The organism is Pseudalkalibacillus hwajinpoensis, assembly GCF_015234585.1.
Classification (GTDB): Bacteria; Bacillota; Bacilli; order Bacillales; family Guptibacillaceae; genus Guptibacillus; species Guptibacillus hwajinpoensis_B.
On record NZ_JADFCM010000008.1, the window covers coordinates 1,970,483 to 1,995,990 of the forward strand.

Genomic DNA, 25,508 nt, shown 5'->3' on the forward strand with positions numbered 1-25,508 from the left:
GGTTCACTTGTTTTACCGATAAGATTGGGCGACTTAATAAAAAGTCATTGTCTTGAATGGAAAGCTCTTTCTATTTGGAAGTAACTAAACTAACATAAATATAGAAAAGGTGGCTGATTTCATCAGCCACCTTTTCATGTAATAATGTCAGGCAATTTTCTCCACGTATTGAGAAATTGAGAAGTTCGCTCTTCTCCTAACAAGATTAGTTTCTTTTGACTTTGTCTCTCTAGTTTAAAAGCTGTCGTCAAATCATGATCCACAGGTATAAACACAATGTTCTTCGCTTTTTGTTCTTCAATATATCGCGCATCATGAGCCTGCTTCATTGTTTCAAATAATGCCTGATACATATCAACAGCATTTGTAATTTTATTTTCCGGAATGTGGTTAAAGTTTGCACTCAATTGAAAGCCTAATACAGGTCTTTGTGGCTTTTTATTTTCAGGAGGTTGGAATATCCATAGAGGGAAGTTACTTAAAATCCCGCCATCTACCATATAGTGCTTTTTACCATCAATGGAGTAGAGCGGTTGAGGTTTAAAGAAAAATGGTAAACTCGCACTCATCCTAACAGCTTTCGCGACAGAAAATCGCTCAGGTACGAAGCCGTACTGTGCTAAGTCATCAGGTATAACGACAAGCCTCCCTTTCGATATATCGGATACAATAATCTTTAGTGATCCCTCGGGTAAATCACCGAATGTTTCAATGCCTTTGTTTTCTAATAAATCCCCAACCCATAATTCTAGGTCCTTCCCAGAATAGAGTCCAAGATTCCAGTACAACATCAACCACCGTATCAACGGGAATGTATAACCTGAGTTTTTTTCGAGTAGTGTCGTTAGATCCGTATCGAGCAAGATCTTTTCTAATTCATTTCCTTTATAACCTGAAATAATCAAAGATGCAATTATAGCCCCAGCACTCGTGCCCGCTGTACGTTTAAATTCGAGGCCTTTTTTCTCAACGGCTTGAAGTGCTCCCACTAGCGCTATCCCTTTAACTCCGCCACCTGAAAAGACGCCATCAATGTACACACTCAAACCTCCTTCCCACCTTATTAAAGCCTAAGCTTTAACGGGGGAATTTAGTACAAAAAAAAGAAACAACCCGATTAAACTTCGGATTGTTCCTCGTGTGCTTCTTCATTTTTACGTTGCACTTCTCTAAGTTCATCCACTCGTACATTTGTCTCTTCAAAGTACTGGACAAGATCACCAATGCGATCGATAGCGTCCCAGCTTAGATGATGTTCAATACCCTCAACATCTTCGTATATATTCTCTTCGTTAACCCCGATAACACCTAGAAATTGTTCAAGCAAAGCATGGCGATCAACGAGTCGCTTTCCTAGCTTTTTCCCTTTTGGAGTAAGCATAAAGCCGCGATATTTTTCGTATACGACATATTTACCTTTATCTAATTTTTGAATCATTTTGGTTACCGAGGAGGGATGTACCTCTAATGCTTCCGCGATGTCTGATACGCGAGCATACCCTTTTCCGTCTATAAGTGCATAAATACGTTCAATATAATCTTCCATACTGGGAGTAGTGGCCATTGGATTCCCTCCATCTTTTATTCCATTTAAGCCAGTTAATAAAAGCATACACCATAGTATGGGCGGATACAAGGAAAGGTTCCATAAGCTTCTATTAACTGCATTAACTCAGTTCTAACACTCTTATGTAGAGCAGATATTATATCATATTTCATTTAATCGGTTTTGTAAATTAGTGGATAAAATACAAAGTCACTTGAACCCCCCAACAGCACTTGCGAAAAAATGCCCCTAATCTACGCACAAAAAGATGAAGGATAAACGTTTCCGTCTATCCTTCCCTTACATCAGTTAGCTATTAAAGTCCGCACTTCAGCTGTGCACCACAATTATCACAAGTATTGCATCCACCGATTTCCTTTACCTGACCCTTTCGACAAACAGGGCACGTATTACCTACTTCAGACCCGATTGTAACGTCTGTAGAGCGTAGATCTGTAATCGTGTCAACTAGTACTACTTGCTTCTTTTCTTGCATGCCATCTTCAAACTCAAGCTGTTCAAATGAATTTTCTTCTGCTTTAAGAGTTAGAACCTGAGAATCACGGCTACCATCTACATAAACGGTACCGCCTTTGGCTCCTCCATTATATAGACGCTCATAAACTGCTTCCACTTGTTTCACTGAATACCCTTTTGGAGCATTAACAGTTTTTGAAATCGAGCTATCAACCCAGCGTTGAATAACGCACTGAGTGTCAGCATGATCTTCTGGTGCGAGCTCCATTGCTGAAACGAACCATTCCGGAAGGTTTTCTGTATCAGCTTCTGGGTTTCTTTCAAAGTACTCTGCAAGAATATCTGCTTTTACTTCGATAAATTTACCCAGTCGTCCACTACGGTAATAAGAGAAAGAGAAGTAAGGCTCAAGACCGGTAGACACCCCTACCATCGTGCCAGTGCTACCAGTAGGCGCAACTGTTAGAAGATGTGAATTACGTATACCATAGTCCATAATGCTGTCGCGTAGGTCATTGGGCATTTGTTGCATATAACCTGTGTTAACAAATGCTTCACGTAATCTATTTGTCTCCGCAACTGTTTCACCCTCAAGGAAAGGGAAGCTTCCCTTTTCTTTAGCAAGGTCCACAGAAGCACGATAAGCTGTTGTAGCAATTGTTTCAAAGATCTGATCTGTTAAATTATTCCCTTCTTCTGATCCATATATTGTTTCACAGTATATAAGAAGGTCGTGTAGCCCCATTACTCCTAGACCTACTCGACGTTCGCCAAGAGCTTGCTTCTCATTCTCTTCTAAGAAGTAAGGTGTTGCATCAATAACGTTATCTTGCATGCGTACGCCAACCTCAACCGTTTCTCTCAGCTTATCGAAATCAACAGTCTTTGTCTCCTTATTAGCCATCTCAGCAAGGTTCACTGCTGCTAGGTTACATACAGAGTAAGGTGCTAATGGTTGCTCACCACATGGGTTAGTAGCGACAACTTTTTGACCGTAAGAAGTTGCGTTTGTTTTTTCATTTGCATTATCAATAAAGAAGATACCTGGCTCTGCAGAGTAAGTAGCACAAATATTAATTAAATCCCACAGCTCTTTTGCCTGAACCTTACGATAAGTTCTTACTGGAAAGCCTTGCTTCTCCCAGTCACGTACATCCCCTGATTCATGCCAGTTCTCATTATAAAGTGCCATTTGTTCTTTCGTATAGTTCTCTACATCCGGGAATCGAAGTTCATATTCAGAATCATTTTCAACCGCGTCCATAAAGTCTTTAGTTAAACAAATCGAGATGTTTGCACCAGTCAAGAAGTCAGGATTGTGGACAGAATACGTTCCACCCGTTGCAAGCTTATCCTGCGCATCCTGCATCACTTTTTCTTCAAAGCCACCTGTTCCGGGAATACTACGGTAGTTTAAGATACTTTGGTACATAGATCTTTCCGACTCTGAGAGCGGTGTGAATTTCAACTTATCTTCTGCAAGTTTCTTAATTTGTTCATCCTTTGTATTCTCCATAAGGAAACGAAGAATGCGTGGATTCTGCATTTTTGAAATGATAAATTCAATAATATCAGGATGCCAGTCAGCGAGCATAATCATTTGGGCCCCACGTCTTGAGCCACCTTGCTCCACTAGATGCGTCAGCTTTGCAATATCATCCAGCCATGAAACCGAACCTGATGATTTACCATTCACACCCCTAGCAAGCGTGTTTCTAGGACGAAGTGTAGATCCGTTAGTTCCTACTCCACCACCTCGACTCATAATCTCCATTACTTGTTTACGGTGTTCAGAAATACCTTCTCTTGAATCCTGTGGAAACGGCATAACGTAACAGTTAAAGTACGTCACTTCCGTATCAGCTCCAGCTCCGTAAAGCACACGTCCTGCAGGAACAAAGTTCATTGATGAAAGTTCTTTATAGAAACGATCTTCCCAATATGTCTTTTCCCCATCTGTTTTCTCTACATCAGCAAGACCACGTGCATTACGACGAGCAATTTGCTCATAATATACTTCCAAGGGCTTTTCTATGACATCCAACGAACGGACAATAATACCTGATTCTCTTTCTTCTTCTGTGTCTAAGACGCCAACGTAATCCTCATGAACAGCTACAGTTGCTTTCTTAGATTGAAGATCGAATTCTTCAATATACCCAAGACCTCTTGCTGGAAATTTTGGATCTTCTTTAATCGTTAAGACAACAAAATCACCTTTTTGTAATGTCTTTTTCTCTGTATCTTTAAATGCATAGCGGTCAAGCATCACAAGACGACTAACACCTTTGTGAGTTAGATGCATATCCTCTGTAATCGGATGAACCTGCGCAAACATTTCAATATCCTTATTCAACTGCTCAATGTTAATAGATCTTCTTTTTTCATTGGTTTGTATTGTCATATAAACCCCTCCATTTCGACATTTATACACTTAAGAGCATCTCTAGATGTATGTAGCTATGATAAATCGTCTTGATTAATAGTAGCACATGTACACGAACCAGACAATCATTTTTAACCATATATAGTGTTCAGAATTCTTCAATCAATACTACATATAGTAAAAGAGCGAATACTTTAGCGATTTGTCAACTTTCAAATCCAGTGAAAATGAAAGGTTTTCCTCGATAAATAAAGATTAGATTAGAAGAATAGAGAAAAAAGAGGAATTTTGTCTATTGCACATTTTTCCACACTCTGCCTTTTTAACATAGGAGACAAAAGTTAATCAGTTAACAGACCATGATTAAGATTAGAACATTTGTTCTTGTTAAGTCAATAGGAAAAAGCACCCAACGAAGGTGCTTATTTGCTAAAGTTCCATTCCTTGCTAGCGTATTTCTCCTCTGCTAGTTGAACAACAAAGGACTCTTGTTCATCCGTTAGTTGATATGGAACCAATTCAATATCAAGTCCCTGTTGAAAACCATCATAAAAAGCTTTAACCGCTTCTGATATCGATACAGGAGTTTCACGGAGTGCATTAATAGCTACAGCCTTTTTTCTAAAACCTCGCTGCATCCGCTCACGTATCCGTTCATTTTTAAATTTGAAACAATCAAACAATTGGTCCTCATCAATGTCAAGAAGAATCGATCCATGCTGGAGAATGACACCTTTTTGACGAGTTTGAGCGCTCCCAGCGACTTTTCGCCCTTCTACAACAAGTTCATAATAGGATGGAGAGTCAAAACATACACCCGATCTTGGTGCACGTAGCTCTTCTTTCTCTGCATCCGTTTCAGGAACAGCGAAATAAGCATTCAATCCAAGTTTTCTGAAACCAATCAATAACCCTTCTGAAATAACCCGGTACGCTTCTGTTACGGTTGAGGGCATGTCTGGATAATCTTCAGAGACAATAACGCTATAAGTCACTTCCTGATCATGAAGGACAGCTCTTCCACCAGTAGGGCGTCTCACAAACCCTAGACCATTTTTTTCTACAGCATCCATATTAATATCACGTTCGATACGCTGGAAATAACCAATTGAAAGTGTTGGGGGATTCCACCCGTAAAATCGAATAACAGGGGGGATAGTCCCATCACTATGCCATTTCAATAATGCTTCATCAAGTGCCATGTTATAAGCTGGAGAACGTTCTCCCGAATCAATAAATGCCCATTGCTTCATTTTCGGAACTCCTTTATCACTGTCAGTTTTCTAACACCTTCCCTATTCTAGCAGAGGAGAAAATGGATGACCAATGAACACTCTCAATTATTTTAGCTATGTCTTGAACATTATTGGTTTTTCGATCTTTCGAGTATAGGCGAATCTCCTCTATCCCAACTAATTTAGAACAAATTTGATTTAATTACTGAATACTACCTATTCTTTTTATAGTTATTCCTTTTTTTCTTTTGCGGAAAGCCGAAAAGACGTGTAAACTTAAAGTTGTCGATTTTACTTGAAAGGGTGTAACAAAGTTTATGGAATGGATTATCGCAATACTCGTCGCGATCATTGTGTATGTTGTCATTACTCGATACATGCAAAAGAGGAATTTGAAAACGTTAACGGAGGAAGAATTCCGTGCCGGCTATCGTAAAGCCCAACTGATTGATGTTCGTGAACCAAACGAATTTGATAATGGCCATATTCTAGGGGCAAGAAACATCCCTGTTAGTCAGCTAAAAATGCGAATTAAAGAAATCCGCAAAGATCAGCCAGTTTATATGTACGACTACAACGGAATTATTGTAGCTCGCGCTGCAAGCATTCTTAGAAAACATGGCATTAAAGATCTTTATCAATTAAAAGGCGGCTTCAAAAAATGGGGCGGCAAAGTAAAGAAAAAATAAAAAGCAGCTGCCTTTGCAGCTGCTTTTTTTGATTGCTATTCAGCAACTCAAAATGGCTTTGTTGATTTTGCATCATTGATTTATCCATGTTAAACGTATCTCTCATTTGAATGAGCCATAATCGAGTAGTGAACAATATAAGTTAACAGGGCGTATCAATAAGCATTAGGCTTTTTGATAACGTAAAACAGGCTTTCTGGCAGCCGTGGTTTCATCAAGGCGACCAATAACTGTTGTATGTGGGGCTTCCTGAACAATTTCCGGATTTTCCTCTGCTTCTTTTGCAATTTGAAGCAGTACATCACAGAACTCATCAAGTGTTTCTTTTGATTCTGTCTCCGTAGGTTCAATCATCATACATTCCTCAACGTTAATTGGGAAATAGATCGTTGGCGGGTGGTAACCAAAGTCTAGCAGTCGCTTTGCCATATCAAGCGTTCTGACACCAAGTTTCTTTTGTTTTTTTCCTGAAATCACGAATTCATGCTTGCAGTGCTGTTCATAAGGTAACACAAAGGCATCTTGTAAGCGTCTCATCATATAGTTAGCATTTAATACCGCATTTTCCGATACTTGCTTTAAGCCTTCTGGCCCCATAGTACGAATATACGTATATGCTCGAACATTGATACCGAAGTTACCATAGTAAGGCTTTACACGACCAATGGACTGAGGACGGTCATACTCGAAACGATAGGCATTATTCTCCTTCACGAGTACCGGCTTAGGAAGATAAGGAATTAAATCAGATTTAACACCAACCGGTCCAGATCCAGGTCCACCACCACCATGAGGTCCAGTGAAAGTTTTGTGTAGATTTAAGTGCACAACATCAAAACCCATATCTCCAGGACGAGCAGCCCCCATAATAGCATTCATATTTGCACCATCGTAATATAGCTTTCCACCTGCGTTATGAATAATTGACGCCATCTCTGTAATCTGTTCTTCAAATAGTCCAAGTGTATTTGGATTTGTCAGCATCAGCGCAGCCGTATCTTCATCTACTACACGTTTTAAATCTTCAAGATCAACTAGACCTTTTTCATTTGATTTCACTGTCACTGCCTCAAAACCAGCAACTGTTGCAGAAGCAGGGTTTGTACCGTGAGCTGAATCTGGAACAATGACCTTTGTGCGATTGAAATCACCGTTCGCTTCATGATAAGCACGGATCATCATTAATCCTGTCCATTCTCCGTGAGCACCTGCTGCAGGTTGAAGCGTTACTTCATCCATACCTGTTACAGCCACGAGGTTTTCCTGAAGATTGTACATCATTTCTAGCGCACCTTGAACGCCCTCCTCTTCTTGAAGCGGATGTATGAAGGCAAAGCCAGGATACCTTGCTACATCTTCGTTAATTTTTGGATTGTACTTCATCGTACAAGACCCAAGTGGATAGAATCCAGAATCCACTCCATGGTTACGCTTAGACAAGGCTGTATAATGACGCATCAATTGTAATTCTGACACTTCTGGTAACTCTGGTTCTGTTTTACGATTAAACTCTTCTGGCAACCACTGATCTAAATCCATATCAGGAACATCAAGTTCAGGTAGACTATAAGAAATACGCCCCGGTTCACTTAGTTCAAATATTAATGCCTGATCTTTACTCATTGTGCTCCCCCCACTTCTTTTACGAATGCATCAATTTCTTCTTTCGTCCGATTCTCTGTAACGGCTATAAGCATATGATCCTTCAATTCTGGATAATCTCTCCCAAGATCATATCCACCAATAATCCCTTTTTCTAATAACTTTCGATTAAGATCTTTAACCGAACCGTTTAATTTAATCACGAATTCATTGAAGTACACTCCATCAAAAACGGTTTCAACTCCCGCCTGTTTCAGCTGACTCTTCGCATAATAAGCTTTCTTCATATTTTGCTCTGCCATATGTCGAACGCCTTCTTTACCAAGAGCACTCATAGCAACTGAAGAGGCAAGAGCATTCAACGCCTGATTGGAACAAATATTAGAAGTCGCTTTATCCCTTCGAATATGTTGCTCGCGTGCTTGTAAGGTTAGAACGAAACCGCGCTGTCCATTATCATCAGTTGTTTGCCCGATCAAACGACCTGGTACTTTTCGCATCAGTTTTTTTGTCACTGCGAAATAACCACAATGCGGTCCACCAAATTGTGCCGGAATTCCAAACGGTTGACAATCTCCAACAACGATATCTGCCCCCATCTCCCCTGGAGGAGTTAAACGACCAAGGGCAAGCGGGTTACTTGAAACAACAAACATCGCTTTTTGCTCATGGACAAGCTTTTCAATTTCGGGTAAGGGCTCTAACTGACCAAAAAAGTTCGGGTACTGAACCATAACACATGCAGTATCTTCGTCGATTTCATTTTTCAATTTATTAAGATCTGTACACCCATTCATCGTATCTACTTCAACCACTGAAAGACGCTGTCCACGCGCATATGTATCAATAACAGCACGGGCTTCAGGATGTACGCTCTTTGAAACAATGATCTTTTTCTTTTTAGTTTGTCCAGCACTGAGCAGACCAGCTTCGGCAAGAGCAGTTGGACCATCATACATCGAGGAATTCGCAACATCCATTCCAGTAAGTTCGCTTATCATTGTCTGAAATTCAAAAATGGCCTGCAATTCCCCTTGTGAAATTTCAGGTTGATATGGAGTATAAGCTGTATAAAACTCTGAGCGACGAATCACATGATCTACAACAGAAGGAATGGCGTGATCATAAACGCCAGCACCAAGAAAAGATACATTCTCCTGTGTATTCGCATTTTTAGAAGCCAGTTTTGACATATATCGAATCAGTTCAGGTTCAAATAACTGTTTCTCTACTTTAAGATCTCCCTTAAAACGAATAGCCTCCGGAATATCTTCAAAAAGAGCTTGGACAGAGTCCACTCCAATTGTTTCAAGCATTTCCTTTCGATCTTGATCAGTTGTCGGCAAGTAGCGATGTTTCATATGTTTTTCTCCTCCTCTATTTCCTTTTATTTCTGTCGTTTATAAAATGGTGATGGAACAACTTTAGCTCCCACACGTTTGTTACGAATTTCAACATCTAGCTCAGTACCCATTTCTGTAAACTCTTTCTTTATTAATACAAGACCAACATTTTTCTTCAAAGTTGGAGATTGTGTCCCAGTAGTAACTTCGCCAATCAATTGTTCCCCTTTGTAAACAGGATAGTGGGTCCGCGGAATCCCGCGCCCAGTCATTTCAATCCCAACTAACTTTCGCTCAAGACCATTTTCACGCTGACTTAGTAGAACAGATTTTCCGATGAAATCAGCTTCTTTACTAGTTTTAACAGCAAAACCTATTCCCGCTTCTAGCGGAGAAATATCTTTCGTTAACTCCTGCCCATAAAGAGCTAGCTTTGCCTCAAAGCGAAGCGTATCGCGAGCCCCAAGGCCACAAGGTAGAATATTTTCTGGCTCCCCCGCAGCAAGAATCGCCTTCCACAGTGAAGGGGCATCCTCCCAAGAAGTATACAGTTCAAAACCATCTTCACCCGTATAGCCGGTTCTAGACACTAACGTATTAATGCCCTCAATCACGACTTCATTCTGAAATTTAAAGAAACCGATAGTTGAAAGATTCACCTCCGTTAGACGTTGGAGAATCATCTCTGCTTGTGGACCCTGAATAGCAAGTTGGGCCATCTGACTTGATATGTTCTGAATAGAAACTCCTTCGATAAGGTGTTTTTCAAGCCAGTCAAAATCTTTCTCAGTGTTAGCGGCATTAACTACCAATAAATAATGGTGTTCTGAATGCTTATACACAAGAAGGTCATCCACAGTTCCGCCATCTTCATAGCACATTGCTGTATATTGAGCACCGTTGACCTTTAGTTTGCTTATATCATTTGTCATCATCTTTTGAAGGTAATGAAGCGACTGTTCACCACTAACATCAATTTCTCCCATATGAGAAACATCGAATAAACCTGCTCTCGTTCTAACGGCCTCATGCTCTTCTTTAATACTTGAAAACTGAACCGGAAGAGCCCATCCTCCAAAATCAATTGTTTTAGCGCCCATAGCTTTATAGGTTTCAAATAATGGTGTTTTTAATAGTTCACTCATCTTATTCCCTCCTAAAATCATTCATCTTAAAAAGCGTTTTACCGAAGCATAAAAAAGGACAGAGAAAACCGCTTTAAGTAGCGCGGTTTCTCTGTCCCGTTGACCTGAAAGTTTCTCCTCACATTACGCGAGAATTACATCTTTGGCGGCTATAAAAGCTCTCTCCAGAGGTGCGTCTAGCAAGAGTCTTTTTGCCTGAGAGATTCACAAATTTGTTTGCTCCTTCGGCGCTGCATATAGCAGTCTCTCCTCTTGCTTTCATTCGCCTATTTTCAGTTTTAAGGTATTGGATTCTACTGATTGATTCATACTAATAGTGCTTTCGATTTCAATCCTACCACTACCATAGTGGCATTGGCAACAATCTTTTTAATAATGAAAGTATTTTAACTAATATATTAAACACGAACATTATTATACATTAATCACGTATCATTCGTAAATAATCTTTATCGAGAAAGGGTTTTCATTTTGAGAACAGAGTTGAAATTTGATCAAGAGTGGACAAACAACTTTCTGAAACAAATTGATGAAGACGGCCCCTGGGCTAACTGGGACCTTTTTAAACTGGCTATTGAGGCTGAGCATCATACAACCATCCCCACTTTCGCAGGCTTACAGGCGCCATCACATCTCCCTCATTTAACACCACATCCTTACCAGCTTGAAGCAGCTCGGCGAGTTGTAGAGGAAATGAACGGAAAAGCGATTCTAGCAGATGAAGTTGGACTTGGAAAAACCATTGAAGCTGGTTTGATTATTAAAGAATATATGATTCGGGGTCTTGTCAAAAAAGTCCTGATCCTTGTTCCGGCATCATTAGTATCACAATGGGCTATTGAATTAAATCAAAAATTCTACATTCCAGCTGTAGTCCAGAGGAAAAGCTATGTATGGGATCAATGTGACGTTGTGGTTTCATCGATAGATACAGCTAAACGAGAGCCTCATCGCTCAATAGTTTATGAGCAGAACTACGACATGGTTATTATCGATGAAGCACATCGTCTAAAGAATAGTCGTACAAAAAATTATGAATTTGTACAGCACTTACCTAAAAAGTTCTGTCTGCTATTAACGGCTACCCCTGTTCAAAATCGTCTTGATGAAGTCTTTAACCTTGTATCATTATTAAAACCAGGACATCTAGGAAGCTTGGAAAATTTCGAAAAAGACTACAATGGTAAAGAAAAAAAGCTCGAAGACGAAGAAAGGCTTCGCGCTCTCATTCAAAAAGTGATGGTCAGAAACCGGCGTGAAGATACCGGAATGGACTGGCCAGAACGTATTGTTCAAACAGTACCTATTACTTTCTCACCTGAAGAAGATGAGCTTTATCGTTCAGTCGAAGCGCTAAAGAAACAGCCAGTGGCTACGAGAAGTCAATTCTCGATCATCACTTTACTAAGAGAAATCTGTTCAAGCCGCGAAGCTGCATATATGACATTAAAAAAAATGCTTGATAAAGAACACCTTGACGACTCTTCTCAAACTCTCATTCAAATGTTAATTAAAAAAATTGAAGGAGTGCCAACAAATTCAAAAGCAGAAAAGGCCCTTGAATTGGTTCAATCAATCGAAGGTAAGGTCATTATTTTCACAGAATATCGAGCGACTCAATTATATTTACAGTGGTTTTTAAAAGAGCATGGAATTACGTCTGTCCCATTTAGGGGTGGGTTTAAACGGGGAAAAAAAGACTGGATGAGAGAACTCTTCAAAAATCACGCAAAAGTCCTCATTGCAACAGAAGCAGGGGGAGAAGGAATCAATCTTCAATTCTGTCAGCACGTTATCAACTACGATCTACCTTGGAACCCAATGAGAATTGAGCAGCGCATCGGTAGAATACATCGGCTTGGGCAAGAAAGCGATGTGCACATTTATAATTTTGCTACGAAGCATACAGTTGAAGAGCATATCCTTACCCTCTTATATGAAAAAATTCAACTATTTGAAAGTGTTATTGGACAATTAGATGAGATTTTGACACGACTTGGTATGCGCGATATTGAAAAGCATATTTCTGATATACTTCTACACTCTGAAAGCGAAGGAGAAATCCGAATTAAGATGGAGAATATTAAAGAGCTTATCAATTATCAGAAGGAGGAGACAGATGCAACAAGAAAATATTCATAATTATCTGCGCTCGTATTTTCTTGCCAATGACTGCCAGATTCGAGAAGAAAAATCCGGCTATCTTGACGTCCAATTAACGATTGATCTTGATAAAGAACTAATGAACCGCCCTTTTTATTGGCACTATCTTGAGAAGACTGGTGGTACTCCTCGACCAATGACACTCACCCTAATTACAAACCAATCAAGCGATGAAAAAGGGGAGTTCGTTCACTTTGGTGCACCAAGACTACATCAAATTTTCTCATCTACTAAAAAGCTTGCGTCCTCTATCCGACTTTTTGAGGATGTGCAAACAAATTATCAACAACAATATTCTCTTCATCCATGGCTCTGCCTTAATATTAAAATATCTTATCAGTGTGATCGAAAGAAACACCGTCTCCTCTCCCTCGGTCTACACCTTGTAAGCGGAGCGGTTGTTGATGACTTTCACCAGTTATTACTAACAAAGAAACTCACTCCTAAAATTCCAGATTATGCTTTTACAATAACGCCAATTATTAAACCCTCAAGCGGCTTGAAGAGACTTGAAGATGTGGTAGAAATGCTTATTTCACAGGAGGATTTAGAATGGGCAGAAGAAGCAAAAATGAGATGGGCCACTGATTTAAACCTTCTTGATCAATTTTATAACGGAAAAACCAATGATCAGAGCTATCAAGTTGAAAGAGATGCTCTTCGAAAACAATATGAGCCAACAATTACGGCAGAAATAATTAACGGGGGCATCTTTCATTTAGCACCAGGTATTGAGTCACATCCTTCCTAAACGAAGAATGTTAAAATTAGCGAATCCATACAAAAAAGCTCAGACGAGTCAGTCCGAGCTTTCATGTTTCTTTTTTTTAACAAACATTGAAATCGACATAGGGATAATGCCAAACCATCGAAACAAAAATGGTTGCTTTTTGGCTTTTTTGACAGCACGCTGTTGCTGCCTTTCCTCTTTTGGTTGATCAATATAAGACACAACTTGCTGAGTCATATATTTCACAAGATCATTTGATGACATCTTGATCACCCTTTAATAGTTGTCTTCTATTTTAAGGATGCCCATTTATTCTTTGTTTAACCAAGCAGGTTACATATTTCCTTTACAATTCCCCCTACTGAACGTTTCGTTGTGTCAATTTCATATTCTGCTTCACGATAGAGTGATAATCGCTCTTTGAATATCGTATGAACCTTATGTTCTAGATCCGCTCCAGCAAGTAAAGGCCTTGATGTATCACCTTCAAGTCGCTTTATGATTTCTTCTGGTTCACAATGTAAGTAAATCACCGTTCCATTTTGCTTCATAAATGTTCGATTTTCTTCTTTTAAAACAATCCCACCGCCTGTACTAATGATCACGTTTTCAGTTGGTAGATCTTTTAGAGAGGCTGATTCATACGTTCTAAAAGCAAATTCTCCTTCCTCTTCAAAAATGGCAGGAATGGTCTTGCCTTGCATTTTCGTAAGATGCTCATCTGTATCAACCGATTTCAGCGATAACGCTTGAGATAATTCCTCACCTATAGTTGTTTTGCCAGAGCCCATAAATCCTGTTAAATAGACCGCTCTCATGTTGAACCTTCACTCCATTCTACGACTTGCTTCATCATTTGATTGTATTGAAAAGACGCAGCTACGCGTATTCCATTATCCGTCGTTCCACTCAACGTAATTTGCAATACATCAGAAGAAGAATTAATCACAGCGCGAACTGTACCTTCATTGTACGTAAACGTTCTCTCCGCACTAGCTCCCCCTGTTTTCTGTATATATGAAATTGTATCTTTCATACTAAGGACTAGCAAGGTCTGCTTCTTAATTTCTTCCTCTTCACGATCAAGAAAAACTCGCTCATTTTGTGTCACATTCCATAAATGAAAAACAAACCCAAGAAGCAGCGTACTAATCATCATCATCATAGCCGTCATATAACCTTTTTCATTAAGGTTTATGAGACATTTGAAATATAGCGCGCTTTTCTTTCTGTCCATCAGCAAGTTCCACCTCAACAATCACTCTTCCATCAGTTACTTCAAGAAATAACTCCCGAATGTTCTGTAATACAATTTCATGCCCAGCATTGTTTACTCTACGCCGAATAGACGATCCGTAGCGTTCGTATCGTATAGTTGTTCCGTTCTTCGACAACATCTCAATTCCGCCATTATGGATCTGAATTCGAGAAGATTCACGAACTTCTTTAGAAAACAAATGAAAGAACAATTGTGCTTCCTCATGCTGAAAATCTGCATTCACTTCTTGTAAAGAAGCGTTCATTATCAAAGGAAGCACACATACAATCGCAATGAGAATGGTCACAGTTAACATCAATTCTAGTAATGTGATTCCTTTTTCATTCATTATCTTGCGGTAAGCTTTTACATATCATTGATTCAGTTTTTACTCCCCTATCAAAAGAAACACACACTTTATCAACCATTACTAAAAAGGAAAATTTGGAGCCTTCAACGGTTTCGCTTGCAGGTAGAATTCTCCCCTCCAAGACCATTCCCCTCCAGTATTGATCAAGCAATATCACTGCAGTTTTTCGCACATGTATCACCTCTCGCTCTTCATAAAGATGGGAATAAATCGGTAATACACTTGAAGATAAGATCGTTAAGATAGAGAGACCCGTTAATGCATCAAGCAAAGAATATCCTTTACAACTCTTTAATATAGAAACGACCAGCTCCCACCTGCACCACAAGTTTATACTCCTCCTTGCCATCCTTTATATAAAGTGTTCCTGCTTTTTGAACGTTTCCATTCCCCCCAAACACAATTTGATACCCCATTGTTCCTTCATCAATCGTAATATGTTCTGGAATTTCATTCGACTTCACTACCGTAGATGCGGTGCCCTGTATACTATACGACCCTTTACTAGGTGAAATGGAAAATCGATACGAGGATTTATTTACATATGCAAGCTCCTGGGTATACCTTAGATCTGATTGGATGTCGTCTAGAAAATGTCGTGTGGAAGAAGCATTTTGTGTAGGGGAAATGTGTAGAAAGATCAGACATAGAAGAATTGATAAAACGGAGAGAACAATCATCATTTCTAGCATGGTGTAGCCAAAAGAATTTCTGAATTGCACACGAAAAAACATTAGTTAGCTAGCTTTACCTTCCCATCGGCGACGGTTAACTCTTCACCTCCAGGACAAGTTACTTCATCCATGTCTAGGTATTCTTCTGAAACAAGATCATTGATTGAAGTTGGATAGGATCCAAAATTCGCTTTATACGCCGCTACCTGTGTTTGGGCAACTTTTATTGTGGCCTCGCAGCTTTTCGCCTCAACAACCTCGTTGTTTTTAGTTAATCCTGGTACCGCAATTAAAAGCAATATTGAAATGATCATAATAACAATCATCATTTCGATTAGCGTAAACCCTTTCTCATCTTTAATAAAACCTAACCATTTCCTTATTTTCATTTACAATCTCCCCTTTAAATATTTTGCAAATAATAAAACATGGGTAAAAGAATAGACATAAACATCAACATAACAACAAGACCAACACCGACAAAACTAACTGGTTGCAAAATCATAAATCCTTTTTTTACCAACTCCTCAAACCGTTCACCGATCACCTCCCCATATAAGATTAGCTCTCTTCCTAAATTCCCACTTGCCTGGCCATGCATTAAAATTTCTTTGAATTCAGGAACATACAAACGTGGCTGATCAAATAAATCCTCTAATTTTTCACCACGCATTAATGATCGTGAAACACGTTCGGCTTCTTCTTGAAAAAACACAAAGTGAGATTGTTTAGTTAATAACGAGAAAGCTTCTGCAATTGAAAGACCGCTTTGAAGTAGGAGCCCCAGGTGAAGAGAGGTATGATGTGTCAGATAAAGAGGAATAAAAAAATGCACGAACGGAATTTTACTGTAGACAAGCATTTTGTGTACAGCTGAACTTTTCTTGTTTTTTATCAAAGTGGAAAGGTAAAGGACAATAGAAAGTAAAATTAAACCGACAAAAATAGCCGGAGTAAATCTAACGAGCGTCATAAAAAATCTTGAAATAAAAGGGAGTGGAACATCAAGGGAGTGGTAGAGCGTATTAAATTGAGGTAATAAATACTTTCCTACGACAAACAGCATGATCGCTGTCATCCAAAATAAAAAGATGGGGTAAGCAAGCGTACTTCTAAGTCGTTTTTGCCATTCACTTCGCGTTTTCATCAACTGACCGGATGCCGAAATACCGGTTGCAAAATCTCGCTGCTCAGACATATATAAATAGGATAAGATATCTGCTGGAAACTGAAAATCTGCTAAAACATCGTGAAAGGAATCACCACCCTTAAGTCTGATAATAATCATTTCAATATTTGATCGAATATGGTCGTTTTGATATAAGGCGTATACCTCCAAACATTTGGCAAGTGAGTATCCTTCCTCAAGCATCTTCCCTATACGACAAAGAAAATCTGCTTTACGGTCAAGCTTCCATTTGAATCGTTTCACGATTAAATAAACCCAACTCCTTCTCGACAGTCTCTTTTTGAATATAACCTAGGGCATAAGCTCGAAGAATGTAATCTTTAATGGTGGATTGACCAGGGATCGATAAAAGATCTGGATGATCGAGGGCTTTTTGAAGGTGAAGACCAGCGAGAATTTCAACGACAGCAAGTTTTCTTCGTGTTCTTCGCTTTAGACACTCCAGAGAGCATACTTGACAATAGGGACACTTTAGGGGAACAAGTCGTTGAGTGGCGACTCCTCTTAACGTTTGAGTAATATTATGAAGAGGAATACCAAACTCAAGTAATCTTGGAATGCACTCTAGCGTACTTCCGGTGTGTAGCGTTGAAACCACAAGATGCCCCGTCATGCTAGCTCGAATAGCGAGTTGGGCAGTTTGTTCATCTCTTATTTCCCCGACGACAAGAATATCTGGATCATGCCTGAGCCCAGCTTTGAACCCCTCATAATAAGATAGTCCAGCTTTCTCATTGACTTCCATTTGAATAAAATCAGGATTGCGCTTTTCGATGGGATCTTCAATTGTAAGAACTCGCCTATGCCGCTTAACGCTGAGAGTTTGAAGGAGGGAATACATGGTTGTAGTTTTTCCAGAACCTGTTGGTCCTGTAATCATAAATAAGCCACTGTTACAACTTACGATTTGGAGAAGTCGAGTTGCAGTTGAGGGGAAAAGAAAGAGTTCTTTAAAGGAGTGGGTTTCATCTTGCGGAAGGATACGAACGACAAGACTTTCGTGATAAGGGGTGGGAATCGTTGAGAGTCTTAAGTGGAGTTTTCTTGGATATAGAACCATATCCATGGCCCCATTTTGTGGGCGACGCTTCTCTCCAATATCCATACCACTGAGGAATTTAAAATGAGACAATAGCTTTTCTGCTACCATCATAGGAAGCCAAAGCGCATCATAAAGTCTATTATCAACACGAAATTGAATCAACGCTCCTTTTTCTTTCGGATGAAAGTGTACATCTGAGGCCCCTACTTCCACCGCCTGCTTAATAATATCCTTTCCTTTTTCTTCAATGTTCAGCAAAAACACACCTTCCTTTCATATAAATTGACAGCAAAACCAGTCACGATTTTTAAATCGTAAAGAGAAGGATTCGCCAGGTAAATGGCAATTCCTTCTTAATAAAGAAATTTCTTTTTGACTAGCCCTCAATAATGATTTGGGGTTTATACTCAATATTCAATATCTAAATGACGCATCATTGAGAAAATCATGAACCTTTGTTTCAAATAATGCTTTTTCTTCAAGAAAAGGATAATGATTGCTTTGATCAAAAATAGCCAGTTGGGCATTTGGAATTCCATCTGCTATTTCTTCCGAAAATAATAAAGGACACTGGACGTCATGCTTCCCACATGCTATTAAAGTTGGGGCAGATATTATATTAAGTTGTTTCGTTACATCAAATTGGATGATTTCGCGGGCAAAAAAGTTCATCCGATTTGTTGCCATCTTTTTATTTATTCGTTTTGAAAAATAGTCTTGATATTTTTCTGGCAAATAAAGAGACAGCTTGGTTCTGTCTCTCGTGATCCTTTCCCGCTCATCATCACCAAGTCTCGAGTCTTTTAGTTTTTCTATGTAATGCTGCATGATGTGATAATTCTCATGCGCAGAGTTATATATACATGCTGACGACGAAGAACCATATTCTCTAGCTGCAGCTCCTACTATTATTATGGCTGTAAGCGAACGGGATGCATGAATTCCATATACACAACCAAGCATCCCTCCCGTAGAATGACCAGCGAATGTCCACTGTTTAACTCCAAGAGCTGATCTAACACTTTCAAGATCAAATACAGTCTCCAACATAAAATACTCATAAGGTGCGTTTAAAGAATCTGAATGACCCGCATCCTTTAAATTAACTAAGTAGACTTTATGACTAGTCGTAAACGTATCTGCAAAATAGTCTCCGCTTTCATTAAATTGAGAGTACAGGTGCGTCACACATAATGGAGGACCGTTCCCTTTGATAAAAACTTCAAAAGTCCCTCGCTTTGTATTAATAAGCGTTTGTTTCCACATATAGACCACTCCCTTTACTTAGGTTGCGTGTATCCCGTCATCCTATAATAACCGCTGTTCCATAAGCTATAATTTCTGATGCGCTTGACATTACAGCTGAAGACTGAAGGCGAAAACCGACAATTGCATTTGCTCCCTTTCCTTCAGCATCTTTGACCATTCTTGCGATAGCTCTTTGCCGTGCTTCCGTCATCATTTCTGTATATTCTGTTATTTCTCCCCCTACTATTGTTCGAAGACTTGCTAGTATGTCTTTCCCTACGTGTTTGGATTGAACTGTGCTCCCACGAACATACCCAATAACTTCCTTGATCTCTTTCGTTGCTATCTCATCAGTAGTTACGATCATCATCACTTTTTTCTCCTCTCTCCATCGATCTTCGTTCTTTTATTAGTACAAGAATTAAAAATAAAAGTGAAAGAACATATGCCAACGCAACAATCGGCACCCAAACTTTCTGGATAAAGAACATTACTACAATAAGGAACTGAAATACAGAGGCGCTAATTATAAGGAATATCTTCATTATGCTCTTCCCTTTCATTCTTCAATTACTACTTAAAGAATACCTTATTAGGATCTACTTTACTTCGTTTTCTCTGAAAATTTCGCCTTTATTAGTGAACATTTTTATTTTTCACTAATTAATTAAAAAATCTTTAACAAACTACAAAAAAGCGATACGCAGAAGTTTTCCGCATATCGCTGTGACATGGATTATGATGCTATCTTATTCAAATAAGCAGTAGGACATTCCTAAAACATACATTACTTATTATTATTTAAAGTGCTAACTCAGAAAAAAGATACCATTACAATTCGCACCTTCAATGTAAGTATAAGTTACTGATTCTCTGATCATACTATCAGAGAAATACATGATTGGGCTATAGCCAAGCGGTAAGGCAACGGATTTTGATTCCGTCATGCGCTGGTTCGAATCCAGCTAGCCCAGCCAATTTCTTATGAAACCACCGCGAGTTTTTTCTTTCGCTGTTTTAAGTTCTGAAGTCCTGATTTGTTATAGCCCACAATCAGTTTTTTTCCATTTGTTACGATAGGTCTTCTAAGAAGTTTTGGTTCGTTATGCATAAGCTCTAACATCTCTGTTATGGTTAAATCGTCAATTTCAACATTTAGCTTTTTAAAGGAGCTACTCCTTCTAGCTAGAATCTCTTCAATTCCGTCAGTAGAAAGAGTGATAATTTCTTTTAGCTCTTCAATGGAAGGTGTGTCTTTAAATAAGTGACGCTCCTCAAAATTAACGCCATTTTCTTTTAACCAGGCTTTCGTTTTTCTACATGAGGTACAACTTGGATAAGTGTAAAACAATAATTTATCTTCCAATTTAAATCCTCCCCGTTACGTTTTCCGTTAATAACTAACATTACCCACATTATACAACACTTAAACAAATATTGTACAAGAAAAAGATTTGTATTTTTGTGAACGATTTGGGATAATAAATTGGAACCCTTTTCAAGGTTAAATAAGGAAAGTCATTATTTTGCCATGAGACTAGCATTTACTTTTCTACAGAACCTCATATATAATACGATATGTATGAGGAATGAACGAGCAAGGGAGGAACTTTTATGCCTAGAATGTACCGAGTTTTAGCTTTCTGGACCGGCATTTTCTCACTAATGGGCTTTGTTGGTGAGATGCCAGTATTGGGATTGCTGTTCCTTGGCCAGGCCGGCATGTTTTTAGCGTTAAGTTATTTAAACTTAACAGAACGTACTTATCTGTATATTTTTGGTGTATACTTAACTTTATTTATGGTCGGTTTTTCATACTGGTCAGTGTTCATGATGACGCCTGGATCAGGCGGACATTAATTCGAACGAAAAAAGACGATGCTCATGCATCGTCTTTTTTTCTTTGGCGCTTTTCTTGAATCATGACAAGAAACTGATTTGATTCTGCTAACCATCTAATTGCTCGATTTTGTTTTTGTTCATTAGAAAACGGTTTATCTGGATTGACTTGCTTAATAAAGCTTAATAGATCATGCTTCAAAAGAAACTGTCCCTGCGGCAAGCACTCAAGCCATTCTAGTCCATTTTCTATTCCAATCTTTTCAATTGCATCAATAGAAACATGGGTGGTTAAATCCATTTCCCCTGGATACCGGAGAACGTCTTCCATTAATTGGTGTTTCCTGTACCCGCGCAGACTCCCCCTTTTCCTTGCAGGATGTTGCCATTCCTCGTTCGTGTAGCCGTAGTCAATTGTATAAACTTTCCCCTCGGAAATCCATTCACCAGTCTTATAAAGCCAATCGCTCATGATCAAGGGTACTTCAAAGCGTTGATCTTCCGCAAGAACAACGTCATGATGATTTAACCATTTGATTAGCTTTGCATCTGTACAAGGTTTGTAGATCTCCCTAAAAGAACCACGATGATCTATTCCCACACACACTTCGTACAATTGCTTTTGAAATTTCTCTACAACCCGAACAGGAAAAGCATCTAACAGTTCATTGGATAAAAGAATACCGTTTAATATAGGTACGTCATTCTTTATTTCAGAAAGTGAAGAATACATTCTCACGTTAAGCCCGTGCACCTTTTCTTTAATTAGACGACGATGGTATTGACTTGCTTCTATCACACAATAAGTTAGTTGATGAAAAAGTGCCTGGTCTTTTTGTTTCACTTCATCAAGAAAGGAGGCAATGAAGTTCCCATCACCAGACCCTGCATCAACAATGAAAGGTTCAAGATTATGCTTGTGAATATCGGCGATCAGAACCCGAGCCATAACTCTAGGAAAAATATCATGAACACTTGTAGATGTATAGAAATCACCGTTTCGACCTGTTTTAGGTTGATTTACCTGGTAATAGCCATACCGCTCATGATAAAGAGACAGCGTCATAAATTTCTCGAACGATATAGCGCCTCCAGGACTACGCTCGATCTCCTTCATGATTTCATCCCTTAAAGACGTCATTTATAAAGAAAATCCATTTAGAAACGGATTCTCTGCCATCTCCACTTCTATTGTCGTAGACGGTCCATGACCAGAGGCTACAATCGTTTCTTCTGGTAATACTAGAAGGCGGTTATGTATACTGTTCAGCAGCTGCTTTTGATTTCCACCAGGAAGATCAGTTCTTCCTACGCTACCTGCAAAAAGGGCATCACCTGAAAAGACTAGATTAACGTCTTTAAAATAAAATGAGACGCTACCAGGTGAATGTCCTGGCGTTTCAAATACCTCAAATTGAAACGGTCCGATTGTCATTTCCCCTTCACTTTCAATTAAATGATCAGCCGGCTTACCTTCAATATCATCAACTACCGGAAACAGCTTAGAGCCATTTAAAGAAGCATCTGAAAGCCATTTTTCCTCATAAATATGTAAGTAAACTGGGATTTGATACGTTTCTCTTATCAGATCCACCGCTCCAATATGATCGAAATGAGCATGAGTTAAAAGAATAGCGATTGGTTTTAGTTCTAGCTTTTCCACTTTCCTTTTGATTCGACCACCTTCAGCTCCCGGATCAATGATAAGAGCCTCATTTTGCTCATTCCATAAGAATCCTGCGTTTGCTTGCACCGGCCCAACAGCCATTTGTTTCCATTCCATTGTCATCGCCTCCATTGAAAGATTATGTTTCTTATTCTACACTATACAAAAGGTTGTACAAAAGGAGATGTTTATGTTGAAAAACATGTATGGCGTAGAAATGAATCCCCCAAATAATAAACTACCTGGCTTCATGGCCCAGATAGTGAAAAAGACAGCCGAACTTGCAAAAGTGTTTGATCGAGATAAACAGCTCGTTATTCTAAATGATCGTGAAGAAGCTGTTGCTCTTCAGGAATACTACATTTCAAAAAATATATTTCAAGAGTTCTACTCACTTCTATACCTTTCTCCAAACACAGAAATAACGCCCTCTTTTTCAGATTATGGCTTTGTTTCTCAAAACAATGAGTATTTTCTTTATAAAAAGATGATCTCCTGCTTCACTATAAGGAACGGAGAGCAGTCGCAAATCGAAATGGCGATTCTTCAAATGGAAGAGCATTTGATTTGCAAAGAGGGTGAACTCTTTTTTGTTGATCATATGTCCATTGAACTAATGGAGGGTATTGCTCGAGCTTATAACATTGAACTTACATTTTTGGTTGAATAACACCTCGACAAACGAAAAGAAAACGGTTAAAATAAGAAAGGACTTATCGTACATACCACGCAAGTTAGAAAAATTTATGATTTAACCATGCAACAGCTATTTTACGGGTATACTGATAAAGAGTGCATGGATAGGGAGGTATTCCAAATGGGGTTAGCAATTATTTTTGCAATCGTTACGTTATTTTGCGTATGGGGCGTATTCCGTTCTCTTCGTGAAAAGAACTTTATGGGCCTTGCCTTTGCAGGATTAACAGTGCTTGTATTCGGCGCCTTTACTGTTGCCACAATGATCGATATACTTTTCGGATCTGGGGGCGGCGGAGGCCACTAAAAAAACAGCCATTTAGGCTGTTTTTTTATTTTGAAGAAAAATGAAAAGAATAAGCTTATGAACCTGTCACAGCATAGCAAAACAACCAGTAATCAACTAAATGATGACAGGCACTTATTCTAAGTGCCTGTTTACCGAATCAAGTTTATCATCCATCTTAACCTTTTTATCACGACGATCATCTATACGAAGGTTAGTAGCGACACGCTCTATCCCCGCTTGAAAAGGTGCCTCATGTATGGCATGGACCACCTCGAGAAGATCTGCTATTTCCCCTTCAATAAGAGTGCTCATTGGTGTTAACCTATAAGTAACTCGATCTGAATAGGATTCAAGAATTTTCTGTACCTCAGCTACATATTTGCTGACACTAGGAGTTTCTGTACCAATCGGAATAACCGTAACGTCTACAATTGCCATTATTTATTTCCTCCTTTGACTTCTAATAACTGCATCTTTCGATTATAGAAAAAGCGATATGTAACTAACGATATAATCATCGCACATATGGAAACGGATGAGAAGATGCTTATCGATATTACAATTTGATATCGTATAGCTTCAATGGGCGAAGCGCCACCTAGAATAAGTCCTGTCATCATACCGGGCAATTGTACAAGACCAATCGTTTTTAATCCATCTACGTTAGGGATCATAGCCGCACGAATTGTTTTCCTTATGATCATTTGAGAAGCTTGTGACGAATTTGCCCCAAGTGACAACGCTGCAAGAATTTTCCCTTTGCTATCATGAAACTCATTTTTCATTCTCTCAAATGCTAGACCTGTTGCAACCATACTATTACCAATAATCATTCCACTCATTGGAATGACTTGTTCTGATTTAAATGGAATGATATCAAAAATAATCCATAGTGAGAGAACAAACACTTCAATCAATATGAGAGAACAAAGAGATAGCAGAAAGGCATAGGGTATACCCTTTCCTCTTTTGGCAGCTTGTAGAGAAGCAATGACCAGCATAACCGCTACCCAAAGTCCTATTCCCTGCCAATCAGGCATTGAAAACAAAAAAGTAAGAATGTATCCTATAAAAAATAATTGAACTACCCCACGTAAGGAGGACCAAATCGCGGATTTGCCAATTCCTAGTGAAAATAAATAAGAAAGAGACACGGGGATTATGACAAAGAGAATCATCGTTAATAAAGATAGATTTGATATTTCAGTCATTGGTTATCCTTCCAAAAAGTGCTTTAAAGCATCTGATTTAGGCGATTGAAACAATATTTTCGTTTCTCCTTGTTCTTCAATCTTTCCTTCATTCATAAAGAGAGTATATGAACCAAGCCTCTTCGCCTGTTTTAGATCATGTGTAATCATTAGAATCGTTTTCCCTTCTTCATTCACAAGTGTATGTAACAATTCTTCCATCCAATCAACTGTACGCATATCAAGCGCACTAGTCACCTCGTCTAATAACAACACCTCAGGATTATTAGCAAGCGTTCTCGCAAATGCCACTCTTTGCTCTTCACCACCAGATAAATTTTCCACATCTTTTGTTAAAAAATCGCGAGGTAATTGAACTTTCTCTAATAGTTGAATGCCCATTTTTTCATTCCATTTCTTTTCTAGAAGCGGTCCAAACTTTAAATTATCTTCAATTGTTCCATTAAATAGGTGAGCCTGTTGAAAGACCATCCCAATATTTCGACGTAGCTTATTGATTGGAAATTCATCTAGCTTCTTTCCTTTAAAGAGAATTTCACCTCTATCAGGATCCTCTAATCGGTTCAGCAACATCAATAAGCTACTTTTTCCAGCGCCTGAAGGGCCGATGATCGTTGTTAATGATCCTTCTAGCATATCAAAATGAATATCTGACACACGTTCATTATTCACATTTTTCACTTCAATTATTTTATTCATGAGACGACCTT

At 38.9% G+C, this 25,508-nt stretch carries 30 protein-coding genes, 1 tRNA gene and 1 riboswitch; of the genes, 7 read left to right on the forward strand and 24 right to left on the reverse strand.

Translation table 11 applies throughout. The features are described 5' to 3' along the window. Positions 1–134: 134 nt before the first annotated feature. The 4 genes from IQ283_RS21765 to IQ283_RS21780 all read right to left on the reverse strand — a co-directional run bounded on the left by IQ283_RS21765 (position 135) and on the right by IQ283_RS21780 (position 5,662). Positions 135–1,040 carry a patatin-like phospholipase family protein gene (locus tag IQ283_RS21765; protein WP_194222126.1) on the reverse strand — a complete coding sequence of 302 codons (906 nt, stop codon included), beginning with the start codon at positions 1,038–1,040 and terminating at the stop codon, positions 135–137. Positions 1,041–1,117: 77 nt separating this feature from the next. Beyond that, positions 1,118–1,564 carry a transcriptional regulator MntR gene (mntR, locus tag IQ283_RS21770; protein WP_194222127.1) on the reverse strand — a complete coding sequence of 149 codons (447 nt, stop codon included), beginning with the start codon at positions 1,562–1,564 and terminating at the stop codon, positions 1,118–1,120. A 298-nt stretch (positions 1,565–1,862) separates the two neighbouring features. Further along, on the reverse strand, positions 1,863–4,427 hold the full coding sequence (locus tag IQ283_RS21775; protein ID WP_194222128.1) for a vitamin B12-dependent ribonucleotide reductase: 2,565 nt from the start codon (positions 4,425–4,427) through the stop codon (positions 1,863–1,865). 404 nt (positions 4,428–4,831) lie between these two features. Next, the gene (locus IQ283_RS21780) at positions 4,832–5,662 is read right to left on the reverse strand and encodes a lipoate--protein ligase family protein (protein WP_194222129.1); all 831 of its coding nucleotides are present in this window, start codon (positions 5,660–5,662) and stop codon (positions 4,832–4,834) included. A 299-nt stretch (positions 5,663–5,961) separates the two neighbouring features. On the opposite strand from IQ283_RS21780, the gene IQ283_RS21785 reads away from it, so the two are divergent. Next, on the forward strand, positions 5,962–6,333 hold the full coding sequence (locus IQ283_RS21785) for a rhodanese-like domain-containing protein (RefSeq protein WP_194222130.1): 372 nt from the start codon (positions 5,962–5,964) through the stop codon (positions 6,331–6,333). A 165-nt stretch (positions 6,334–6,498) separates the two neighbouring features. Here the strand turns inward: IQ283_RS21785 and gcvPB are convergent, their stop codons facing one another. The 3 genes from gcvPB to gcvT are packed head-to-tail and all read right to left on the reverse strand — an operon-like array spanning position 6,499 to position 10,423. Beyond that, positions 6,499–7,956, reverse strand: coding sequence for an aminomethyl-transferring glycine dehydrogenase subunit GcvPB (gene gcvPB / locus IQ283_RS21790; protein ID WP_194222131.1), 1,458 nt, complete (start codon positions 7,954–7,956; stop codon positions 6,499–6,501). Continuing rightward, positions 7,953–9,296 carry an aminomethyl-transferring glycine dehydrogenase subunit GcvPA gene (gene gcvPA, locus IQ283_RS21795; RefSeq protein WP_194222132.1) on the reverse strand — a complete coding sequence of 448 codons (1,344 nt, stop codon included), beginning with the start codon at positions 9,294–9,296 and terminating at the stop codon, positions 7,953–7,955. Before gcvPA ends, gcvPB begins: the two co-directional genes overlap by 4 nt. 26 nt (positions 9,297–9,322) lie before the next feature. Continuing rightward, on the reverse strand, positions 9,323–10,423 hold the full coding sequence (gene gcvT / locus IQ283_RS21800) for a glycine cleavage system aminomethyltransferase GcvT (protein WP_194222133.1): 1,101 nt from the start codon (positions 10,421–10,423) through the stop codon (positions 9,323–9,325). Positions 10,424–10,596: 173 nt separating this feature from the next. Further along, positions 10,597–10,685: riboswitch (glycine riboswitch) on the reverse strand. A gap of 209 nt (positions 10,686–10,894) precedes the next feature. On the opposite strand from gcvT, the gene IQ283_RS21805 reads away from it, so the two are divergent. Both IQ283_RS21805 and IQ283_RS21810 read left to right on the forward strand, forming a co-directional pair. Continuing rightward, the gene (locus tag IQ283_RS21805; RefSeq protein WP_194222134.1) at positions 10,895–12,565 is read left to right on the forward strand and encodes a DEAD/DEAH box helicase; all 1,671 of its coding nucleotides are present in this window, start codon (positions 10,895–10,897) and stop codon (positions 12,563–12,565) included. Beyond that, on the forward strand, positions 12,543–13,337 hold the full coding sequence (locus tag IQ283_RS21810) for a YqhG family protein (protein WP_194222135.1): 795 nt from the start codon (positions 12,543–12,545) through the stop codon (positions 13,335–13,337). Before IQ283_RS21805 ends, IQ283_RS21810 begins: the two co-directional genes overlap by 23 nt. A gap of 48 nt (positions 13,338–13,385) precedes the next feature. On the opposite strand, the gene IQ283_RS21815 is transcribed toward IQ283_RS21810, so the two are convergent. From IQ283_RS21815 to IQ283_RS21865, 11 genes are all read right to left on the reverse strand, one after another. Further along, a complete protein-coding gene (locus IQ283_RS21815) occupies positions 13,386–13,580 on the reverse strand; it encodes a YqzE family protein (RefSeq protein WP_194222136.1) in 195 nt (64 codons plus the stop codon). Positions 13,581–13,636: 56 nt separating this feature from the next. Next, the gene (locus IQ283_RS21820; protein ID WP_194222137.1) at positions 13,637–14,134 is read right to left on the reverse strand and encodes a shikimate kinase; all 498 of its coding nucleotides are present in this window, start codon (positions 14,132–14,134) and stop codon (positions 13,637–13,639) included. Continuing rightward, on the reverse strand, positions 14,131–14,553 hold the full coding sequence (comGG, locus tag IQ283_RS21825; protein WP_194222138.1) for a competence type IV pilus minor pilin ComGG: 423 nt from the start codon (positions 14,551–14,553) through the stop codon (positions 14,131–14,133). The genes IQ283_RS21820 and comGG overlap by 4 nt, the downstream gene beginning before the upstream one ends. After that, complete coding sequence (locus tag IQ283_RS21830; RefSeq protein WP_194222139.1) at positions 14,504–14,923, reverse strand: ComGF family competence protein; 420 nt, start codon at positions 14,921–14,923, stop codon at positions 14,504–14,506. Before IQ283_RS21830 ends, comGG begins: the two co-directional genes overlap by 50 nt. 302 nt (positions 14,924–15,225) lie before the next feature. Continuing rightward, positions 15,226–15,678, reverse strand: a complete 453-nt coding sequence (gene comGD / locus IQ283_RS21835) for a competence type IV pilus minor pilin ComGD (RefSeq protein WP_206759499.1) — start codon at positions 15,676–15,678, stop codon at positions 15,226–15,228. After that, positions 15,678–16,007: a competence type IV pilus major pilin ComGC gene (gene comGC, locus IQ283_RS21840; protein ID WP_194222141.1), complete on the reverse strand. Its 330-nt coding sequence runs from the start codon at positions 16,005–16,007 to the stop codon at positions 15,678–15,680. Before comGC ends, comGD begins: the two co-directional genes overlap by 1 nt. Positions 16,008–16,021: 14 nt before the next feature. After that, positions 16,022–17,050, reverse strand: a complete 1,029-nt coding sequence (comGB, locus tag IQ283_RS21845; protein ID WP_194222142.1) for a competence type IV pilus assembly protein ComGB — start codon at positions 17,048–17,050, stop codon at positions 16,022–16,024. Then, entirely contained in the window at positions 17,025–18,107 is a 1,083-nt protein-coding gene (gene comGA / locus IQ283_RS21850; RefSeq protein ID WP_194222143.1) for a competence type IV pilus ATPase ComGA, read from the reverse strand. Before comGA ends, comGB begins: the two co-directional genes overlap by 26 nt. A gap of 156 nt (positions 18,108–18,263) precedes the next feature. Then, positions 18,264–19,115, reverse strand: a complete 852-nt coding sequence (locus tag IQ283_RS21855) for an alpha/beta fold hydrolase (protein WP_194222144.1) — start codon at positions 19,113–19,115, stop codon at positions 18,264–18,266. A 37-nt stretch (positions 19,116–19,152) separates the two neighbouring features. Further along, entirely contained in the window at positions 19,153–19,467 is a 315-nt protein-coding gene (locus IQ283_RS21860; RefSeq protein ID WP_194222145.1) for a YbjQ family protein, read from the reverse strand. After that, complete coding sequence (locus tag IQ283_RS21865; RefSeq protein ID WP_194222146.1) at positions 19,448–19,642, reverse strand: hypothetical protein; 195 nt, start codon at positions 19,640–19,642, stop codon at positions 19,448–19,450. Before IQ283_RS21865 ends, IQ283_RS21860 begins: the two co-directional genes overlap by 20 nt. Positions 19,643–19,999: 357 nt before the next feature. Here IQ283_RS21865 and IQ283_RS21870 point away from each other — a divergent pair. Next, positions 20,000–20,074 (forward strand) — tRNA-Gln (locus IQ283_RS21870). A 5-nt stretch (positions 20,075–20,079) separates the two neighbouring features. Here the strand turns inward: IQ283_RS21870 and IQ283_RS21875 are convergent. After that, a complete protein-coding gene (locus IQ283_RS21875) occupies positions 20,080–20,463 on the reverse strand; it encodes a Spx/MgsR family RNA polymerase-binding regulatory protein (protein WP_194222147.1) in 384 nt (127 codons plus the stop codon). Positions 20,464–20,711: 248 nt separating this feature from the next. Between IQ283_RS21875 and IQ283_RS21880 the strand changes: the two genes are divergently transcribed. Continuing rightward, complete coding sequence (locus IQ283_RS21880) at positions 20,712–20,957, forward strand: DUF2626 domain-containing protein (RefSeq protein ID WP_098444207.1); 246 nt, start codon at positions 20,712–20,714, stop codon at positions 20,955–20,957. Positions 20,958–20,979: 22 nt separating this feature from the next. On the opposite strand, the gene IQ283_RS21885 is transcribed toward IQ283_RS21880, so the two are convergent. Beyond that, positions 20,980–22,053 (reverse strand): SAM-dependent methyltransferase, encoded by a 1,074-nt coding sequence (locus IQ283_RS21885; RefSeq protein WP_194222148.1) that lies wholly within the window; start codon positions 22,051–22,053, stop codon positions 20,980–20,982. A gap of 24 nt (positions 22,054–22,077) precedes the next feature. Then, positions 22,078–22,719: an MBL fold metallo-hydrolase gene (locus tag IQ283_RS21890; protein WP_194222149.1), complete on the reverse strand. Its 642-nt coding sequence runs from the start codon at positions 22,717–22,719 to the stop codon at positions 22,078–22,080. 73 nt (positions 22,720–22,792) lie between these two features. On the opposite strand from IQ283_RS21890, the gene IQ283_RS21895 reads away from it, so the two are divergent. Both IQ283_RS21895 and IQ283_RS21900 read left to right on the forward strand, forming a co-directional pair. Next, positions 22,793–23,272, forward strand: coding sequence for a hypothetical protein (locus IQ283_RS21895; RefSeq protein ID WP_194222150.1), 480 nt, complete (start codon positions 22,793–22,795; stop codon positions 23,270–23,272). Positions 23,273–23,419: 147 nt separating this feature from the next. Continuing rightward, a complete protein-coding gene (locus IQ283_RS21900; protein WP_098444211.1) occupies positions 23,420–23,605 on the forward strand; it encodes a DUF2759 domain-containing protein in 186 nt (61 codons plus the stop codon). A 114-nt stretch (positions 23,606–23,719) separates the two neighbouring features. Here IQ283_RS21900 and IQ283_RS21905 read toward each other — a convergent pair whose 3' ends face one another. Genes IQ283_RS21905 through IQ283_RS21915 form a run of 3 tightly spaced genes read right to left on the reverse strand, consistent with a single transcriptional unit; the run spans position 23,720 to position 25,497 of the window. Then, a complete protein-coding gene (locus tag IQ283_RS21905; RefSeq protein WP_194222151.1) occupies positions 23,720–24,025 on the reverse strand; it encodes an MTH1187 family thiamine-binding protein in 306 nt (101 codons plus the stop codon). After that, positions 24,025–24,798 carry an ABC transporter permease gene (locus IQ283_RS21910; RefSeq protein WP_194222152.1) on the reverse strand — a complete coding sequence of 258 codons (774 nt, stop codon included), beginning with the start codon at positions 24,796–24,798 and terminating at the stop codon, positions 24,025–24,027. Before IQ283_RS21910 ends, IQ283_RS21905 begins: the two co-directional genes overlap by 1 nt. Positions 24,799–24,801: 3 nt before the next feature. Next, positions 24,802–25,497 carry an ABC transporter ATP-binding protein gene (locus tag IQ283_RS21915; protein ID WP_194222153.1) on the reverse strand — a complete coding sequence of 232 codons (696 nt, stop codon included), beginning with the start codon at positions 25,495–25,497 and terminating at the stop codon, positions 24,802–24,804. Between the last annotated feature and the right edge of the window lie 11 nt (positions 25,498–25,508).